Source organism: Flavobacterium sp. (genome assembly GCF_965262375.1).
Classification (GTDB): Bacteria; Bacteroidota; Bacteroidia; order Flavobacteriales; family Flavobacteriaceae; genus Flavobacterium.
The window spans coordinates 2,862,432-2,880,471 of the sequence record NZ_OZ253527.1 but is presented as its reverse complement, the minus strand read 5'-3'; the positions used below and the strand labels follow the sequence as shown (position 1 = coordinate 2,880,471).

The 18,040-nt window shown below is 33.0% G+C and carries 16 protein-coding genes; 11 read left to right on the top strand and 5 right to left on the bottom strand.

The window, feature by feature from the left end; all coding sequences use genetic code 11:
• The first annotated feature begins 347 nt into the window (after positions 1 to 347).
• Positions 348 to 1,649 (top strand): slipin family protein, encoded by a 1,302-nt coding sequence (locus tag ACQY29_RS13150; protein WP_428225639.1) that lies wholly within the window; start codon positions 348 to 350, stop codon positions 1,647 to 1,649.
• Positions 1,650 to 1,748: 99 nt separating this feature from the next.
• Complete coding sequence (locus ACQY29_RS13145) at positions 1,749 to 2,042, top strand: hypothetical protein (RefSeq protein ID WP_428225638.1); 294 nt, start codon at positions 1,749 to 1,751, stop codon at positions 2,040 to 2,042.
• A gap of 50 nt (positions 2,043 to 2,092) precedes the next feature.
• On the opposite strand, the gene ACQY29_RS13140 is transcribed toward ACQY29_RS13145, so the two are convergent.
• A complete protein-coding gene (locus ACQY29_RS13140; protein ID WP_428225637.1) occupies positions 2,093 to 2,419 on the bottom strand; it encodes a YbaB/EbfC family nucleoid-associated protein in 327 nt (108 codons plus the stop codon).
• 130 nt (positions 2,420 to 2,549) lie between these two features.
• Between ACQY29_RS13140 and ACQY29_RS13135 the strand changes: the two genes are divergently transcribed.
• The 6 genes from ACQY29_RS13135 to ACQY29_RS13110 all read left to right on the top strand — a co-directional run bounded on the left by ACQY29_RS13135 (position 2,550) and on the right by ACQY29_RS13110 (position 10,593).
• On the top strand, positions 2,550 to 4,610 hold the full coding sequence (locus ACQY29_RS13135) for a S9 family peptidase (RefSeq protein WP_428225636.1): 2,061 nt from the start codon (positions 2,550 to 2,552) through the stop codon (positions 4,608 to 4,610).
• A gap of 67 nt (positions 4,611 to 4,677) precedes the next feature.
• Complete coding sequence (locus tag ACQY29_RS13130; RefSeq protein WP_428225635.1) at positions 4,678 to 5,712, top strand: PLP-dependent cysteine synthase family protein; 1,035 nt, start codon at positions 4,678 to 4,680, stop codon at positions 5,710 to 5,712.
• A 1,176-nt stretch (positions 5,713 to 6,888) separates the two neighbouring features.
• The gene (locus ACQY29_RS13125) at positions 6,889 to 9,024 is read left to right on the top strand and encodes a TonB-dependent receptor domain-containing protein (protein WP_428225634.1); all 2,136 of its coding nucleotides are present in this window, start codon (positions 6,889 to 6,891) and stop codon (positions 9,022 to 9,024) included.
• A 91-nt stretch (positions 9,025 to 9,115) separates the two neighbouring features.
• Positions 9,116 to 9,697: a murein L,D-transpeptidase catalytic domain-containing protein gene (locus ACQY29_RS13120; protein ID WP_428225633.1), complete on the top strand. Its 582-nt coding sequence runs from the start codon at positions 9,116 to 9,118 to the stop codon at positions 9,695 to 9,697.
• Between the two features lie 270 nt (positions 9,698 to 9,967).
• Positions 9,968 to 10,390 (top strand): cold-shock protein, encoded by a 423-nt coding sequence (locus ACQY29_RS13115; RefSeq protein WP_428225632.1) that lies wholly within the window; start codon positions 9,968 to 9,970, stop codon positions 10,388 to 10,390.
• An 11-nt stretch (positions 10,391 to 10,401) separates the two neighbouring features.
• Positions 10,402 to 10,593: a cold-shock protein gene (locus tag ACQY29_RS13110; RefSeq protein WP_428225631.1), complete on the top strand. Its 192-nt coding sequence runs from the start codon at positions 10,402 to 10,404 to the stop codon at positions 10,591 to 10,593.
• A 104-nt stretch (positions 10,594 to 10,697) separates the two neighbouring features.
• Here the strand turns inward: ACQY29_RS13110 and ACQY29_RS13105 are convergent, their stop codons facing one another.
• The gene (locus tag ACQY29_RS13105) at positions 10,698 to 10,835 is read right to left on the bottom strand and encodes a hypothetical protein (RefSeq protein ID WP_428225630.1); all 138 of its coding nucleotides are present in this window, start codon (positions 10,833 to 10,835) and stop codon (positions 10,698 to 10,700) included.
• Between the two features lie 1,142 nt (positions 10,836 to 11,977).
• On the opposite strand from ACQY29_RS13105, the gene ACQY29_RS13100 reads away from it, so the two are divergent.
• Complete coding sequence (locus tag ACQY29_RS13100) at positions 11,978 to 12,268, top strand: hypothetical protein (RefSeq protein ID WP_428225629.1); 291 nt, start codon at positions 11,978 to 11,980, stop codon at positions 12,266 to 12,268.
• Between the two features lie 32 nt (positions 12,269 to 12,300).
• On the opposite strand, the gene htpG is transcribed toward ACQY29_RS13100, so the two are convergent.
• Positions 12,301 to 14,184, bottom strand: a complete 1,884-nt coding sequence (htpG, locus tag ACQY29_RS13095; protein ID WP_428225628.1) for a molecular chaperone HtpG — start codon at positions 14,182 to 14,184, stop codon at positions 12,301 to 12,303.
• A 154-nt stretch (positions 14,185 to 14,338) separates the two neighbouring features.
• Between htpG and ACQY29_RS13090 the strand changes: the two genes are divergently transcribed.
• The gene (locus ACQY29_RS13090) at positions 14,339 to 14,815 is read left to right on the top strand and encodes a hypothetical protein (protein ID WP_428225627.1); all 477 of its coding nucleotides are present in this window, start codon (positions 14,339 to 14,341) and stop codon (positions 14,813 to 14,815) included.
• A 12-nt stretch (positions 14,816 to 14,827) separates the two neighbouring features.
• Positions 14,828 to 15,520, top strand: a complete 693-nt coding sequence (locus ACQY29_RS13085) for an OmpA family protein (RefSeq protein ID WP_428225626.1) — start codon at positions 14,828 to 14,830, stop codon at positions 15,518 to 15,520.
• Positions 15,521 to 15,589: 69 nt separating this feature from the next.
• Here the strand turns inward: ACQY29_RS13085 and ACQY29_RS13080 are convergent, their stop codons facing one another.
• Both ACQY29_RS13080 and ACQY29_RS13075 read right to left on the bottom strand, forming a co-directional pair.
• The gene (locus ACQY29_RS13080; RefSeq protein ID WP_428225625.1) at positions 15,590 to 16,738 is read right to left on the bottom strand and encodes a hypothetical protein; all 1,149 of its coding nucleotides are present in this window, start codon (positions 16,736 to 16,738) and stop codon (positions 15,590 to 15,592) included.
• A 79-nt stretch (positions 16,739 to 16,817) separates the two neighbouring features.
• On the bottom strand, positions 16,818 to 17,687 hold the full coding sequence (locus tag ACQY29_RS13075; RefSeq protein ID WP_428225624.1) for a helix-turn-helix domain-containing protein: 870 nt from the start codon (positions 17,685 to 17,687) through the stop codon (positions 16,818 to 16,820).
• Between the last annotated feature and the right edge of the window lie 353 nt (positions 17,688 to 18,040).

Sequence of the window (18,040 nt, the reverse complement as noted above, 5' to 3'; positions counted from 1 at the left end):
TAGCTTTTATTGAAAGAGCGGAGTCTCTCTTTAAAAAGATTCACCAAAAAAAGATTAAAAAACGTATAGAACTTGGCACGTTTACTGGTATAAATTATCATCTAAACTTCGGTTGTGTGAAAATTTCTAATAGTAAACACTCTTGCTAAGACCTGAGAAAAGCTTTGCTTTTAAAACTAGTTCTTTGCTTTGGTATTTGATTGTGTACATACTTTGTGTTTATTAATGGGATCAAAAAATAATGCCAAACCACTTAACTACTTTTATCAACTACCTTTTTTCCGTTTTTAAAAGAGTGATCAAGTTCTTACGTTTTTTATTACTAATAATGATTAAAATCTAAAGATATGTTGAAAAGAATTACCATAGAAACCTTCCAAGTAGGTTTGGTTTTTAAAGAAAATAAATTGATTCAGGTGTTGACCGAAGGAAATCACTTGTTGGTAGGTGCCAACAAAGAAGTACAGTATTTCTCTATGAAAGAAGCTTTTAAACCTACCCAAGATTTAGATGTTTTATTGAAAAATGAAGCGTTAGCAACTATGTTACAAGTTATTGAAGTGCCTGAATTTCAAGTAGCTTTAAAATATGTCAATAAATCGTTTAAAGAGGTATTGACAGCTGGTAAATATGCTTTTTGGAAAAATGTAGAGGATATTCAGTTTTCATTTGCGAATATGACAACTCAGTTTGTAGCGCCAAATACTTTGGATATTTTGTTGCAAAACGAAAGTTTAGCAGCGATGTTAGATATTGTTGAAGTGGCAGATAACGAAATGGTTTTGCAATATATCAATGGTAACTTTAAAGAAGTTTTTACCGCAGGTCGTTATGCTTTTTGGAAAGGCGTTTTGAATTACAAGTTTGTTACCATCAATTTGAACGATTTGTATGTTTCAGAAAACATTGATAAATCGTTGTTAGATCATCCAAAAATCAAAGCTTTTATCAGACGTTATGAGGTTTTAAACTATGAAAAGGGATTGTTGTTTATTGATGGAGAATTAATTCGTACAGTTGAAGCAGGTGTGTATAATTTTTGGAATAATGCCACTCGGGTAGAGATTAAAACCGCCGATTTAAGACAGCAACAAATGGAAATTTCGGGTCAAGAGTTGTTGACAAAAGATAAAGCCAACTTGCGTATTAACTTTTTTACCAAGTTCCAAGTTGTTGATATCCAAAAAGCATTGACTGAAAATAAAGATTTCGAAAAACAATTGTATATCTTGATGCAGTTAGCATTGCGTGCGTATGTAGGCGGATTTACATTGGACGAATTGTTGACTAAAAAAGACGATATTGCTGAGGCGATTTTGGCTGAAACCAAATTGAAAGCTGGTCAATTAGGCGTCGAAGTTTTCGATACCGGAATCAGAGATATCATATTGCCAGGCGATATGAAAGAAATAATGAACCAAGTTTTGGTGGCTGAGAAAAAAGCACAAGCTAATATCATTATGCGTCGTGAAGAAACAGCTTCTATGAGAAGTTTGTTGAATACTGCCAAATTAATGGAAGAAAATGAAACCTTATGGAAATTGAAAGAAATGGAATATGTAGAGAAAATCGCTGATAAAATAGGACAAATTTCTATTTCAGGCGGTGGAAACATCATAGGCCAATTGAAAGAAATTTTTGTAAAATAAAACAACCTCGGGGTAATTCTCGAGGTTTTTGTTTCTTAGATTAAACCTTTTTTTGTAAATTGAGTCTAATTTCAAAAGAATCAATTAAAACGAGATAGTATGAAAAAAATAGTTTTCGCAGCTTTATTGCTAACAGTTTCGGTTAGCTTTGCTCAACAAAGGGAAGATATGAATCTTAGAGGTGAAAAACGTCGTGTAGCTAACGGAATCAAATCGGGTGAAATAAATAAACACGAAGCCAAAGTAATTGAAAACAAAGCGGAGCAACTTCAACATGTTGAAGCAAAAGCAAAAGCTGATGGCGAAATTACAGCTAAAGAGCGTGCTAAAATTGCTAGAAAAGATGCGCAGTTAGACAGAACTATTCATAAAACGAAGCATAATAGGAGATAAAATACAATGCCACTAATCAAAAATAAGTGATTGGTGGCATTTTTTTCGGATTACTTAAAAAGTCCATCCATGCCAGGGATATTAGGCATGCCATCTTTTGCAACAGCCCCTAATTCAGCCTCGTTTACCGCAGTTGCTTTTGCAATAGCTTTGTTTAAAACCATAACAAGATAATCTTCTAATTGTTCTTTGTCTTCTAAAAGACTATCATCTATAGCAATACTTCTAATTTGGCGGTTTGCGGTTAGGGTTACTTGAAGTAATCCATCACTACTTTTTTCATCTACTAAAACCGTGTCTAAACGTTTTTTAGTCGCTTCAATTTTTTCTTGGGTTTCTTTTAGCTTACCCATCATACCCATGATATCTCCAAACATAGTTTTAAAAATTAAGATTTCTGACAAAAATAAGAAATACACTAGTAATTTAACAACACAATAAAATGAAAAAGACTATTATAATCTGCTAGCAAATCTTATTTTTGTCAGCAAAATCAATTAAAAATAAATGACACAAAATATACTTCCTCCAGTTGCCAAAATTAGTCCTGAAAAACTGGAAATGCATGGGGATATCCGTATGGATAATTATTACTGGTTAAACGATAGAGAAAATCAAGAAGTGATTGATTATCTTAATGCTGAGAATAGCTATTACCAGCAAATGACTGCGCATACTAAGGATTTTCAAACCACTTTGTTTGAAGAAATGAAAGCGCGTATCAAAGAAGATGATGCTTCGGTTCCTTATCTATACAATGGCTATTGGTACATTAGTCGTTTTGAAAAAGGTGGTGATTATCCCATTTATTCTCGTAAAAAAGGAAGTTTAGAGGCTCCTGAAGAAATCATGTTCAATTGTAATGAATTAGCAAAAGGACATGCCTATTTTCAATTAGGCGGAGTGAGTGTGAGTCCTAATAATAAATGGGCTACGTTTGGGGTAGATAAAATTAGTCGTCGTATTTATACCATTCAAATAAAAAATTTAGAAACTGGTGAAATCTTAAGTGATACGATTGAAAATACCATGGGAGGTTCAGTTTGGGCAAATGACAATCAAACGATTTTTTATACAACTAAAGACCCCGTAACGCTTCGTTCTGATAAAGTGTACCGTCACAAAATAGGCACGGATAGTAAAGAAGATGTTTTGGTTTTTGAAGAAAAAGATGATACGTACAGCGTTTTTATTTACAAAGAAAAATCAAAAAAATACATCGTTATAGGTTCGCAAAGTACCATGACTACAGAATATCAATACGTATTAGCGGATACGCCTGAGGCTAATTTCACTATTTTTCAAAAACGTACCCGTGGACTAGAATATAGCATTTCTCATTTTGGAGATTCTTTTTATGTGTTGACCAATAAGGATAAAGCTACCAATTTTAAATTGATGAAAACGCCTGAAACGGCTACCACTAAAGAAAATTGGGTAGGAGTTATTCCGCATCGTGAGGATGTTTTATTGGAAGATATTGAGATTTTCAAGGATTATTTGGTGGTTGAAGAGCGTACCAATGGATTAACTAAATTACGTATCATGCCTTGGAGTGGAGAAGGTGCGTACGATTTGCCTTTTGATAGTGAAACGTATACGGCTTATACATCAACCAATGTGGATTTTGATACCGAAATTCTGCGTTATGGCTATCAGTCTTTAAAAACTCCTTCATCTATCATCGATTTCAATATGCGTACGCAAGAGAAAGAGGTTAAAAAGGAACAGGAAGTTTTAGGAGGGCAATTTGATAAGAATAATTATGAGGAAACCCGTGTTTGGGCTACCGCTCGTGATGGGGTAAAAGTACCTATTTCTATGATATATCGCAAAGGAATCCAGTGGGATGGTACCAATCCGTTGTTACAATATGCTTATGGTTCTTATGGTTATTCTATGGATTGTACTTTTTCGACCACTCGATTGAGTTTGTTAGATAGAGGTTTTGTGTATGCCATTGCGCATATTCGTGGTGGGGAAGACTTAGGTCGTCCATGGTATGAAGATGGGAAATTGTTAAAAAAGAAGAATACTTTTTCCGATTTTATTGACTGTTCAAAATTTTTAATTGAAAATAAGTACACTTCAGAAAAGCATTTGTATGCCGAAGGTGGTTCAGCAGGGGGCTTGTTAATGGGTGCTGTGATTAATATGAATCCAGAATTGTACAACGGAATTATTTCAGCGGTACCTTTTGTAGATGTGGTAACGACCATGTTAGATGACTCTATTCCGTTAACTACAGGGGAGTATGACGAGTGGGGAAATCCGAATGAAAAAGAATATTACGATTATATGAAATCGTATTCGCCGTATGACAATGTGGAAGCAAAAGCGTATCCCAATATGTTGGTGACTACGGGATTACACGATTCGCAAGTACAGTATTGGGAACCAGCTAAATGGGTGGCTAAATTAAGAGCTTCTAAAACAGATACCAATGTATTGTTTTTGGACACCAACATGGATACAGGACATGGTGGGGCTTCGGGACGATTTGAAGCTTTAAAAGAAATTGCAAAAGAATTTGCATTCTTACTGGATTTAGAAAATTTGATTAAATAAGATTTGAAGAAAATCTGTTGTAGCGGAGCAATCAGCGGTACTAAAAGAAAAAAAAACTAATAATACAATGAAGAAAGAAATTAAGGCATATAATTCTATTTTAGAATTAATTGGAAATACGCCTTTAATTAAATTAAATAAAATAACCGAAGGTTTAAAAGGTGATTTTTATGCCAAAGTTGAGGCTTTTAATCCAGGGCATTCTACTAAAGATAGAATTGCTTTGTATATTATTGAAGAAGCTGAACGCAGAGGTATTTTAAAACCAGGTGATACTATTGTTGAAACGACTTCCGGAAATACGGGCTTTAGCTTAGCTATGGTGAGTATTATCAAAGGCTATAAATGTATTTTGGCTATCAGTTCAAAATCATCACCAGATAAAATAGACATGCTTAAAAGCATGGGAGCAAAGGTGTATGTATGCCCAGCGCAAGTGGCTGCTGATGACCCTCGTTCGTATTATGAAGTAGCAAAACGTTTGCATGAAGAAAATCCTGGTTCGGTGTATATTAATCAATATTTTAATGAATTGAATATTGAAGCACATTATAAAACAACGGGACCTGAAATTTGGGAGCAAACCAAGGGGCAAGTTACCCATGTTGTGGCTTGTACAGGAACTGGTGGAACTTTGTCGGGAACGGCTAAGTTTTTAAAAGAGCAAAACCCTAATGTTCGTATTTTGGGTATTGATGCCTATGGTTCAGTATTAAAAAAATACCATGAGACTCGTGAGTTTGACCCTGCCGAAATTTACCCGTATCGTATAGAAGGATTAGGAAAAAATTTAATCCCTTCTTCAACTGATTTTGATTTGATAGATACCTATGTAAAGGTAACCGATGAAGAGAGTGCACACATGACACGTCAATTGGCACAAACCGAAGCGATTTTTGCAGGCTATACTTCTGGAGCTGTAATACAGGCGATTAAACAATATGCTGAGGCAGGTGAATTTGATGAAAATAGTATGGTGATTGCTATTTTACCTGACCACGGTTCTCGTTATATGAGCAAAGTGTATAGCGATGAATGGATGGAAACACAAGGTTTTTTAAATTCAATTAAGGAAGAATCAAAAGTAGAATTTATAAAATAAGTTTTTAACAAATAGATTTTTAAGTTGTTACACTACTACTATATTGGTAAGGAGGAGTTTGATGTTGTGCTATAACTGTAGTAAAATTCAGATAAATTTGTAAGAAAAAAAATACATAAATATGTTTATATTGCATTTTGTCGATTTTATTTTGTGTTTTGTCGATTTTAAATGTATGTTTGTGTAAGAAAAATGTTCAAAAAATTATTTCTATCAATTTGTAGAGATAATTCAAAATAGTTTAGTTTTTTAGTTTGTTTATTTGATTAAGAAGTGCCTCTTATCCCCAAAAAAGAGGTGCTTTCTTTTCTAAAGAATAAATTAAGAATTTATAAAAAAAAAGTCAATTATCGATTTGTTTTGTTTTTTTATCGAAATAAATTGTATATTTGTTCAGAAGGATGAATTAAATTTCACGATCATTACAAATGAAAGTGAATCAAAATAGTTTAGTTTTTTAGTTTGTTTATTTGATTGAGAAGTGCCTCTTATCCCAAAAAAGAGGTGCTCTCTTTTTTTGAATAAATAAAAAAATGAATTTTTTTAGATTTGATCTAAAAATTTAAGATAGTTTAGTTTTTTAGTTTGTTTATTTGATTTAGAGGTGCTGCTATTTAGTAGTACCTCTTTTTTTATGCTTACAGAAATTCAATAAACTTTATCTTTGTAAGATTATTTTTATTTATTTTAGTTTTTTATACTTTTTATCGGTTTTATTTGTTTCTTTATCGATTTTATTATTATGTTTGCATAGTAAAAATGAAAGAGTAGAATGCATTTTGCATTTGAAATAAATTCATGATAGTTTAGTTTTTTAGTTTGTTTATTTGATTAAAAAGTGTCTCTTGTCCCCAAATAGAGACACTTTTTTATTTTACAGCGCTTTCTTCTTCGAGTTTAAGTTTTGGGTGGTTTCATGTGTTTGTGAAATAAATTTGAGATAATTGTAAGTATATGGTTGTTTAATCGTTTTTTTTTGTCGTTCATCGATTGAATTTGGAGGTTCTGTGTTTAGCATCTACATTTGGTATACCATTACATAAGTAGGTTAAGTTATGGTAGATTTGGGGCAAAAAGGGCAGGTTTTACCTGCCTTTTTTATTTTAAATTTATTCGTAGTATTTTTTGTAACAATTTGATGTTTTTATAGTCTTAATAGGGTATAGAATTTTAAAAATGAATAAGACTAAACTCCTCGTTTCGGCATTCAGCCTTTTTGTAGCCAGTATATCGGCGCAAGAAAATAAAGAAAAAACCAAAGAACTCAACGAAGTAAGTATCGTAAAAGAAAAAAAAGCGGTGGAACAAAAAGCTGACCGCACTATTTTCGAATTTGCAAGTCAAGCACATTTAAATTCTGGTTCTGTTTTAGAAGGAATGAAAAAACTTCCAGGGCTTGTGGCCTCTGATGTGGCAGGTATGATGTACCAAGGCAAGCAATTAGATGTATTTATGGACGGTCGTCCGATGAATATTACGACTAATGAATTGAATGCTTTTTTAGAAGGTATGCCCGCAAATTCGGTAGAGCGTATTGAAATTGTTACTAATCCTGGAGCTGAATTTCCAGCTACTTCTGGTGGTGCTATCTTAAATATTATCACCAACAAGAAGGCTAAAAATTATTTGAGTGCAACGTACACGAATAGTACAAACATTACTGCTTATGACCATACGCGTTGGCGTACTAATAATAGTGTGATGTTAAGTGCTAAGAATAAATTGTTCGGTTGGCAATTAAATGTGGGGCAAAACTATGGTGAACGTGCCATGTGGTCAGATGTTTTAAAACAAGAGTCAGGCACCACAACAATTCTTTCGGATAATAAAACGGAGCGAATCAATCGTGGTTTGTATGGAAAAACGGCTTTAACTTTTGATTTAGGAAAAGACCGTCTTCTCTTAAATTATGATGTTTTCTATAATCGTAATAATAGTTTTGCCGATGCTATGGGAACACGTAGTGATAACACTGTTTTTGAAACTTCTGATAAAGGAAGTACTTTGAATTTACGTCAAGATGCTGTGGTAACTTATCAAAAGCGATTTGAAAATAAAGCTCGAAAATTAGATTTCAGATTTAATTATGGACAAAATGATGTCGATTTTAATTTGAAATCGTATCTAACAGATTTGAATGTCTTAGATAATGCCTCCGTGCAAAACTTTTTTAATTTCAAAACTGATTACTCTCAACCTATCAAATTATTGAATGAAGGTAAAATTAGTTTTGGAGGTTTGTATGAAAAATTATTTTTTGAAGCCTCTAATAGAGGCGTACAAAATTTAGATTATGAGCGTAGTACGGCATCGGCATATTTAGAATTACAAACAAAATGGAAAAAGTTTGATTTTACTGTAGGAGGTAGAGGTGAGAATTATGATATTACGGGCAAAACAGATACAAAAGCCTTATTTCCATTCAAGCAAACCCGTTTCTTTCCGAATGCGAGTGTACAATATAATTTCATGAAGCAAGTGTATTTTAGTGTGAATTACAATAAAAAAATCACTTTGCCAAGTACGACAGCATTAAATCCTAATAATACCAATTATCAAAATCCCAATGTAGGTTTTGAAGGAAATCCACAATTACAACCTACCATTTTTGATAATTATGAAGTGAAATTGAGTGCATTTGATTATGTGTTTATTGGCTATAATCGTAGCATTGGACATAATCAAGTGGTACAACGTATTACTAATACAGGAAATCAGACATTGAACACTAACATCAATGTACCTGAACTTGTAGTGCATAATTTTAACTTTGGTGTTCCTATTCCGTATATGTTGTTTGCCAAGGGGATTAGCGAAACGACTAAAATGATGTCTCAAGGAGGTGTAAATCCAGATAAAATCAATTTTATGTATGTATATGCGGGACGTCAATTGCACGAAATTCCAGGTATGGACAGCAAACCGTTTTGGATTATAAACCTGATGTCACAAATTGTATTACCTACGAATATCAAATGGGTGACTAATTTTAGTTACATCACCTCAAAAGGGAATTATTATTATTTCGTGGCTCAAAAACCATTCAATAATAGCTTAGATATGTCATTCTCTAAGAAGTTTTTGAGTGACCAATTGACGGTTTCAGTGAATTTTGATGATATTTTAAATTCAAACCGTTCGGTGTTTCAATCGTACAATACGCCTTTATATTTGAGTAATAAAAATGATACAAGACGTTTTGGGTTTACATTGAATTATAAAATCCCAACCAAGAATAAATTAGCTAAAGAAGACCCGAATCTTTTAAATAAAGAAAAGAAAGAAGATAACGGCACGGTTATTGGTAATTAAATTGTAAGTAGGTAACGTTTTATAAAAGGAGTCTCATGGTATTTTTGAGGTTCCTTTTTTTGAATGAATTGGAATTCTAATCAAATAGTATATGAAGTATTATTTTTTTTTGTTGTCGTTGGTTTTCATTTGTTGCAATAATGAAAAAGCAAAGTCATATACATCCCAACATCAATCGGCTTTAGCGTATTGCAAAGAGCATCAGATGAATGAAGATTATTATTTTTTGGTGGATTTGAGTCTACACTCGGGGAAAAATCGATTTTTTGTATACGATTTCAAAAAAGGAAAGGTAATGGATAAAAATTTGGTCACCCACGGGGCTTGCGATGTTTTTGAAACCAATGTAAAAAAATATGCCAAAGCTAAGTTTGATGCCCGTCAAGATAGTCATTGTTCTATGAAAGGGAAATTTAAAATAGGCAAGCGTGACTATAGTTCTTGGGGAATTAATGTCAAATACTGGCTACATGGATTAGAGCCTCACAATAAAACCGCTGTGGATAGAGTAGTGGTCTTGCATTCGTGGACTAAAGTGGCTAATGTTGAAACGTATCCAGTGTATGCACCTTTGAGTTGGGGATGTCCCGCGGTTTCGGATGCTTTTATGCGTAAATTAGACACAAGATTACAAGCAAGTACAAAGCCAGTGTTGTTGTGGATTGTGGAATAAAAATATTGATTTTTAAGATTTTAGTAGAAGGTAAGCTTTTTTAGCTTACCTTTGTCCTTTAATTCTTAGGTTACTGCCTTTGCTTTTCTGTTACGAAAACAAGCTTTCTTTCCAGTTATCGCTTTATCAGCTACCCATTTTTTAAAAAAAAAACAGCTATTTTTTTACTGTTCATGTTATAGATTTTTTACCACATTTTGTATGTATTTCTATAGTGTTTGCTTTCAATCAATAGTATGGCATACTAAAGTTATAAAATAATATACATCTATGGCAGACTCTTATTCTAAAAAAGAGAATAATAAAAAGAAAATCAAAAAAAAACAGGACAAACAATCCCGTCGTGAAGACCGTAAAGTGAATAACAACAAAGGAAAATCACTTGAGGATATGTTAGTCTATGTTGATGCGAATGGTAATTTAACTTCCGTTCCCCCGCATTTACAACCTGTAGAGCCTATTAAAAAGAAAAGGGATACAGAAGAAAATGCTACAAAATCGGACGTAGGAATAGGAATGATTACTTACATGAATGAAAAAGGATATGGCTTTATTACTGAAAAAGTAACGGGCGATAATATCTTTTTCAATTTTGAAAGTGATACTGCTTTTAAACGTGGAATGAAAGTCCAATTTAAAAAAGAATCTAGTCATAAAGGATTTAGGGCTAGTGGAATCGTAATAATTAATTAAATATAATAGAAATGCAAGAAGGTACTGTAAAATTTTTTAATGAAACAAAAGGTTTTGGTTTTATTACACCTGCAGATGGTGGTCAAGACGTGTTTGTTCATAGCACTGGTTTATTTGACAATGTAAGAGAAAACGATAAAGTTGTTTTTGAAGTTGAGCGTACACCTAAAGGGTTGGCTGCGGTTAATGTAAAAAGAAAATAAATAATTTTTATTTGCCTCGATGTTTTTTTTAATCTTAAAATAAGCATCGAGGTTTTTTATAAGTCCAAATTAAAGATTTGGATTTTTTTATTTATAAAAGATTGTTAGTCAATTGTATCGTTATTAGTTTTAGAGGGTTTAAGAGAACGTACAACAATTGAAATATTTGCTAAAAAATATGAATTAGTACCTACCCAAATATCCATTTTTAAAGTCGAGGTAGTAAAAAATATAACTAACATTTTTGAAAAGGATAAACTTGAAAAAGTTAAAAATCACATATCTACCGCGAAGCTTTATACAAAAATAGGGCAGATTAAAATTTTTATTTAAAAAATACTGAGTTGATTGCTAAAAATTCGTATGAATTGGGTTAGTAAAGATGAATTTTCTAACTTATCTAAACACAGTTTGTTGTTGACGTTAAATAGAAATTTATTTTATTATTGACCCTAAAGATGAATCTGTTGAGAAAAAAATCATGGAATCTTGTCTCAATATAAAATTACACCATTTTATGGATGTCGAAAAATGACAGTATGAATTAATGAACAAGGATTCAAAGTCAATAAAAAACAAGTTAAACGCTTGATGCTTTTGGTTGGCAAACTATTTATCGTGAGCCATGTACCACTATTGTTAACAAGGAACACAAGAAATATCCTTACTAGTTCAAAGATTTAGAAATTAAAAGAAAAAATCTAGTTTGGGCTATTGACATCATTTATATGCTCATGGAAGAAGGGGGGTATATGTCTTTCGGTTATCATTGACTTACACATTCGATGCGTAGTAGGTTGGGGTGTTATCCCATTTTAATTTAAAAAAGACTAGATTTAAATGTCAAGTTATAAAATGTAGAAGTCTCGATCCGTTTTTTATTTCAATAACTACTAAGGTGAATTCGATGTAAATTTAGTCTGAATAACCGTCACTTCGATTTTCCGTAGAGAAACGAAGGAAAATTATATCGAAAAGTAGCATCAATATGTTCTCGAAACATCTTCTGTTCCATTTTATTACACAAAAATCGAACAGTCGGAAACACTAAATATCAAATAATTATAAATCTAATTTAGGTTACTAATCCCATTTTAACTTTGAAATAACTACCATTCAAAGGTTTTATGAAAAGTATTATTAGTTGTCTAATAACACAATTTTGAGGATTGTTTCCTTGAGGGAAACATAGGGGAGTTAAAGAATTGTTTTTTTTTTTAAAGCAAAATATAAAGTCTAAATAGTATAAATTAAAAGAATGGTAAAATAGAAGTGATTTTTATGTGTTACTTTGAATTATTTTCAAGTTTTTTAAGAAAAATTGAGTTAATTACTCAAAATTTCGAGTTCAGAGCTTCAACGAACGAGTTCAGAACTCCATCAAATGAGTTCAGAGCTTCAACGAACGAGTTTCGAACTCCATCAAACGAGTTCGGAGCTTCAACGAACGGGTTTCGAACTCCATCAAACGAGTTCGGAGCTTCAACGAACGAGTTCAGAACTCCATCAAATGAGTTCCAAGCTTGAACGAACGAGTTCAGAACTCCATCAAGAGAGTTCAATACTTCAGTGGATTAGGTATAGACCATTAAAAGTTACTAACGATGCTTTTGTTAGTGTAATGGTATTTTTTGAGGGTACTGTTGAAAAGAAAAAGCCCCAAACTACAGAGTAATTTGGGGCTTTCTTGTATTTCTGGTAGAATGATTATTTCAGCGCTTCAAAACTTCTTTTTACAAACGAAGTCAATTCTTCACCTTTTAATAAACCTTGTGATAGTTTAGCAATGTCTAAAGCTTGTTTTACCAAATCTTTTTGGATAGCCTCTTCACTGTTTAAGATAGCTGTAGCCAATTCAGAATTCGTATTTACCACTAAGTTGTACATTTCTGGGAAATTCCCCATACCAAACATACCACCACCGCCAGTTGCGCTCATCTCTTTCATACGACGCATAAACTCGGGTTGGGTAATGATAAATGGAGCCGATGCACTGTCTAAAGCTTCCATTTGAACGGTATAGTTTTCTTTAGGAACTACAGTTTCAATAGTGGTTTTTAATTGCTCTTTCTCAGTGTCTGATAATTTAGAAATGGCATCCTCTTCTTTTTGAATCAAACGATCTATATGGTCAGCATCTACACGAGTAAATGTTAAGTTTTCATTGTCCGCTTCTAATTTTTGAATCAAATGCGATACAATAGGCGAATCTAATAACACCACTTGGTAGCCTTTTTCTTTGGCAATATCAATATAACTGTGTTGCGCCTCTTTGTTTGAAGCGTACAATACCACTAACTTACCATTTTTGTCAGTTTGCGTATCTTTCAGAGCTTCTTTTAATTCTGCTAAAGTGTAATATTTGTCATCTGTTGTAGGATACAATACAAAATCACCTGCTTTTTCGTAGAATTTAGCTTCTGATAACATACCATATTCTAATACTACTTTAATATCGTTCCATTTTTTCTCAAAATCTTCACGGTTTTCGTTGAATAACGATTTTAATTTGTCCGATACTTTACGGGTAATATAGTTAGATATTTTCTTAACATTTCCATCAGCTTGTAAGTACGAGCGTGACACGTTTAAAGGAATATCCGGCGAATCAACAACCCCTTTCAACATCATTAAGAATTCAGGAACAATACCTTCAACATTATCTGTTACGAAAACTTGGTTTTGGTATAACTGAATTTTATCTTTCTGAATTTGTAAATCACCTGTCAATTTAGGGAAGTATAAAATACCAGTTAAATTGAACGGATAATCAACATTTAAGTGAATATTGAACAAAGGTTCTTCAAAATTCATTGGGTACAACTCACGGTAAAAACTGTTGTAGTCTTCTGTGGTTAAGTCAGAAGGTTGTTTCGTCCAAGCCGGAGTCGTATTATTGATGAAGTTATCCACCTCTTGGTATTCTGTTTTGTAATCTTCTGGAGCATCTTCTGGTTTAGGTAATGCTTCTTGTTTTGTACCAAATTTGATTGGAATAGGCATGAATTTGTTGTATTTAGTCAACAATTCACGGATTTTGAAATCTTCTAAAAATTCTAACGAATCTTCAGCTATGTGTAAGATAATTTCGGTCCCTCTTTCGGTTTTAGCGTGCGGTTCTAATGAAAACTCAGGACTACCGTCGCAAATCCAATGTGCTGCAGGTTCGTCTTTGTAGGATTTAGTAATAATTTCAACTTTACTAGCCACCATAAATGCCGAGTAAAAACCTAAACCAAAGTGACCAATTACGCCTGAATCTTTAGCTGAATCTTTGTATTTTTCTAAGAATTCTTCAGCGCCAGAAAATGCAATTTGGTTGATGTATTTTTCAACCTCTTCGGCAGTCATACCTAAACCTTGGTCAATAATGTGGAGCTTTTTACCCTCTTTGTCTATTTTAACTTCTAAAATAGGATTGCCGTATGCTACTTGAGCTTCACCTATAGAAGTTAAATGTTTCAGTTTTAAAGTTGCATCTGTAGCGTTTGAAATTAATTCACGAAGAAAAATTTCGTGGTCGCTATATAAAAACTTTTTGATTAAGGGAAAGATGTTTTCTACTGAAACATTAATTTTTCCTGTTGTCATAGTTGTACATTTTAGTTAATTGCTTGTAACTACTCAAATGAAATACCAAATTTATTTTTGCGACAAATTGGCAGACTGTGTAGTAGAAATTCTATGGGAAATTTCTTAAATTGGTACTAGTTTTGCGCAGTGCACAACGTAAAATCAAAATAAGATGAAAAAACTAATTATTTTATCGGCTATGCTTGGATCAGTGGTAGCCTGTAAGCCTAAACAAAACCTGGTGACCACAAGTGTGGAAAGAAAAACGCAAGTTGCTTTAAAAGGCGATTGGGTGGTGAATAATGTAGATTATGCTGGTTCAGAATATTTTAAAGTAAATGCTTTTGAAGTGGCAGATGCTAAATGTTTTGAAGGTAGCGAATGGCATTTAGTTTCAAACAATGATTCAGGAACAATGGCTTTAAAAAAAGCGGGTTGTTCAGATTATGCATCAGCGATCAAGTGGTATGTAACGGAAGACAAACAATTTGTTTTGAAGTTTATTAAAGAGGGGGACAAACCTCGTAAAGTGACTTCAGGATATATTTTAATTGTTTCGAATGTAACTGAAAATTCATTTGATTTGACCGATAAAATGCAAGTAGGCAATAGTGCAGGTAAAGTAGTTTACCATTTCAAAAGAAAATAAAAAATAGAAAAAATGAAAAAGTTAGCTATATATACCTTATCAGGAGCAATGCTCGTGGGGGCAAGTACAAGTTGTGAAGCGATTAAAAATACTAATAATACCCAAAGAGGTGCTGCTCTTGGTACAGTGGCGGGTGCCGTGTTAGGTGGTGTTTTAGGAAATAATATTGGAAAAGGCGGTAATGGAGCTTTAGGCGCCGTGTTAGGTGGTGTTATTGGTGGTGTTGCCGGAGGTGTTATTGGGAATAAAATGGACCGTCAAGCACGTAAAATAGGTGAGGCGTTACCAGGAGCACAAGTAGAACGTGTAGGTGAGGGGATCAAATTAACTTTAGGTGAAAATTCAGTGAACTTCGATTTTAACAAAGCTACCTTAACACCTAAAGCTAAAGCAAATTTAGATAAGTTAGTTCCCGTATTTAAAGAGTATGCTGATACTGATATTAAAATTTACGGCTATACAGATGATAAAGGTGCTGATGAATACAACTTGAAATTATCAGAGAATCGTTCGAATGCGGTTAAAAATTATTTAGCCTCTAAAGGATTGAATGCGAGTCGTTTTGTAACTGTGGGTATGGGCGAAGCAGATCCGTTAGTATCTAATGATAGTGATGCGGGTAGAGCGCAAAACCGTCGTGTGGAATTTGCCATTACAGCTAATGCGAAAATGGTTGAGGATGCAAAGAAAGAAACAGGTAATTAATTAATTCGTGTTTGTAAATAAGAAAAGAGCAACTTTTTGGGTTGCTCTTTTTGTTTAAGAAAGTGTTTTTTATTGTAGTGTAAATTCAGATTTCTTAGTCATAATGATTTTTTTAGCTTCTAAATCATACAAATCAAGTCTTAGTTTGTGAGTACCAAGTCTTGATAAACCTTCTAATACATTTGCTTTCCATTTGTTATTAATAAAAGGAGTGTGGTCAACTGTAATACGAACAATTTGTTTTTTTGCATCTAAATTTGCTTTTGCGGTTTCGGTTAAGACATAGTCAATCAAAATACGTTTAGCGTCCGCTGCATTATAGTTTCCTTTTGGTCTGCTTGCAAAAATTTCAGGTGTCGTGATTGGAGTTCTGCTTCCCGCTACTTCAGATCCACCCATAACCATGATTTTGCTTGTAATTATGGCTTCTGGATTTTTGTAAAGCTCATGATATGATCTTCCAGCTCCTATTACAATTGTATGTTCCCCATCAGTCAAATTATTTTTAAAAGGAATATTCATAACTGGTAAATAAGGCGCATCGTCAACAATTAAGTGTAGGTGTTGTCCCATGGTACTAAAAGGTAAATTCACAGTTGCTTGATCGGGAGTAGCTATTCCTAATTCGTAGTTTTTTAGTGTAAAATTAAACTCCTGATTAGTATATGTCCAAGGCTTTATGTTAGGTAATGTAGTAGGAGTGTATGTAGTTACATCCTTAAGTTGTAATTTCTCGTTTGGTAACACAGTTGTAGGTGAGTCATTTTTTGAAAAAGCATTTCCAAGCCTTTTAATTACGGCATCTTTTACATCTAAGGTGTTAGGGAATATACTTACAGATTTTACTTTTACAGATTTTTTGTCAGAACTTAGTTGAGTACTTAAAATAATTTTTTCTAGTTTTTGTTCTGACCACAGATGTGTGAGGTTGGATTCGGAAACATTAATAGTGACTTCGTTGTTGTTTACAGTGTAGTTTCCTTCCACTGCAAAGTTGTTAGCATACGATTTGTCATCGCTAATCCATCGCTGTGCGGTGAATTTACCATCTTTTGAAAACGAAATGCGTACCGTATCTTGTTTGTCCCATGCACCTACAAACTCGTTTTCAGCTATTTTAGGAACATCGGTAGATGTTACTTCATCTTTAGAACAAGAAAATAAGCTTGTTGCAAGTAGACCGCTAAGGAATAATCCTTTTAAAAATTTTACTTTCATAATGATTTGATTTTTTAATGAGGTAAAATTATTTGGTTACCAGTGTGGAAAAAATGGACAAAAAAGGTAAGTTATGGATTTAAAGTTGTGAAGTGTTTTGAAGGTCTTCAATAAATTTTTCACGTAAATTATTTCTAAATTCTTTTGGAGAAACGCCAGTATGAAGTTTAAAAATTCTACTGAAGTATAAAGGGTCTTCAAATCCTAAATCAAAAGCAATCTCTTTTACAATTAGTTGGGTATTGAATAATTTGCTTTTAGCTAAAGCTATTAATTTTTCGTTTATAATTTGTTGGGTGGTTTTTCCTAAGTTTTCTTTGACTAAAAGGTTTAATTGTTTTGTGTTTAAACCTAAATGAGTAGCATAAAAACTAGGTTGGTGGTTTGTTGTTACTTTTTGGTTTAATAATGTTTTGAATTGTAAAATAGGAGTGAGCGGCGTTATGGTTTCTGCATTGATTTGATGAATAATGCGTAAACATTTTAGTAATAAAATGCTTATCAAGTTTGAGATGAATTGATAACTACCTATCGCTTTTGATTCTATTTCTAGCTGAATTTCTTGAAACCCCGTTTTTAAAAGTTCAAAATTTATTGCACTAAGGTTGTAATGCGACGTTTTTAATATGTTTTGAAAAAGGACCCCCTGACATCCTAATTCTTTACCTTCAACATCTAAACAGAAGTAATTGGGATGGAAAACTAATAATTGCCCTTTACTGTTTTTTAGGAATTCTAGTTTTTGGTAAGGATAGTAAAAAAGAACCGATGTATGGGTGCTATTAATGATAGTGCCTTCAAATTCTAGTTGGATTTCTTGCTGATCTTCAAATAGAAAGATGCCATAAAAATTTTTATTTTTTATAAATTTCCAAAATTGAATATTGTTAAAGTAGTATAGTGCTACTAAGGTTTCGTTTTTATCAGATTGGAAATTGTAAAAGTTCATTTTTTTAAATGAAAAATAGTCTTAATATTTATTAAATGGAGTGTAGTTAGATCGATTTAACTTAAAGTGGGATAAGAAAAAATGATTGTGGCAATGCAGGGTAAAAAAAAATCCCTTCAAAATCTATAATTTGAAGGGATTTGATACTGTTTAATGTTTGTAGCGGATACTAAATGGTTGCGATAAGAATAGAAAACAGTAAATGATTTTAGTTGGTAAAATGATTTAATAGATTTTTCTGTAAATGTGGAGCTGAGGACGAAATACAAAAGGCAGTACCTGTGCTGATAAGCTTAGGGACTACCTTTGCATGAGTGAACTGTGGAACGGAAGCCAAGAAGTTACACGGAGTG

Excerpts from the sequence above, each read along its gene's own strand:
- ACQY29_RS13150 (WP_428225639.1), top strand. The coding sequence starts at position 348 with ATGTTGAAAAGAATTACCATAGAAACCTTCCAAGTAGGTTTGGTTTTT.
- ACQY29_RS13130 (WP_428225635.1), top strand. The coding sequence starts at position 4,678 with ATGAAGAAAGAAATTAAGGCATATAATTCTATTTTAGAATTAATTGGA.
- htpG (WP_428225628.1), bottom strand. The coding sequence starts at position 14,184 with ATGACAACAGGAAAAATTAATGTTTCAGTAGAAAACATCTTTCCCTTA.
- ACQY29_RS13105 (WP_428225630.1), bottom strand. The coding sequence starts at position 10,835 with ATGTTAGTTATATTTTTTACTACCTCGACTTTAAAAATGGATATTTGG.
- ACQY29_RS13120 (WP_428225633.1), top strand. The coding sequence starts at position 9,116 with ATGAAGTATTATTTTTTTTTGTTGTCGTTGGTTTTCATTTGTTGCAAT.
- ACQY29_RS13100 (WP_428225629.1), top strand. The coding sequence starts at position 11,978 with ATGAGTTCAGAGCTTCAACGAACGAGTTTCGAACTCCATCAAACGAGT.
- ACQY29_RS13135 (WP_428225636.1), top strand. The coding sequence starts at position 2,550 with ATGACACAAAATATACTTCCTCCAGTTGCCAAAATTAGTCCTGAAAAA.
- ACQY29_RS13140 (WP_428225637.1), bottom strand. The coding sequence starts at position 2,419 with ATGTTTGGAGATATCATGGGTATGATGGGTAAGCTAAAAGAAACCCAA.
- ACQY29_RS13075 (WP_428225624.1), bottom strand. The coding sequence starts at position 17,687 with ATGAACTTTTACAATTTCCAATCTGATAAAAACGAAACCTTAGTAGCA.
- ACQY29_RS13115 (WP_428225632.1), top strand. The coding sequence starts at position 9,968 with ATGGCAGACTCTTATTCTAAAAAAGAGAATAATAAAAAGAAAATCAAA.
- ACQY29_RS13145 (WP_428225638.1), top strand. The coding sequence starts at position 1,749 with ATGAAAAAAATAGTTTTCGCAGCTTTATTGCTAACAGTTTCGGTTAGC.
- ACQY29_RS13110 (WP_428225631.1), top strand. The coding sequence starts at position 10,402 with ATGCAAGAAGGTACTGTAAAATTTTTTAATGAAACAAAAGGTTTTGGT.
- ACQY29_RS13090 (WP_428225627.1), top strand. The coding sequence starts at position 14,339 with ATGAAAAAACTAATTATTTTATCGGCTATGCTTGGATCAGTGGTAGCC.
- ACQY29_RS13080 (WP_428225625.1), bottom strand. The coding sequence starts at position 16,738 with ATGAAAGTAAAATTTTTAAAAGGATTATTCCTTAGCGGTCTACTTGCA.
- ACQY29_RS13125 (WP_428225634.1), top strand. The coding sequence starts at position 6,889 with ATGAATAAGACTAAACTCCTCGTTTCGGCATTCAGCCTTTTTGTAGCC.
- ACQY29_RS13085 (WP_428225626.1), top strand. The coding sequence starts at position 14,828 with ATGAAAAAGTTAGCTATATATACCTTATCAGGAGCAATGCTCGTGGGG.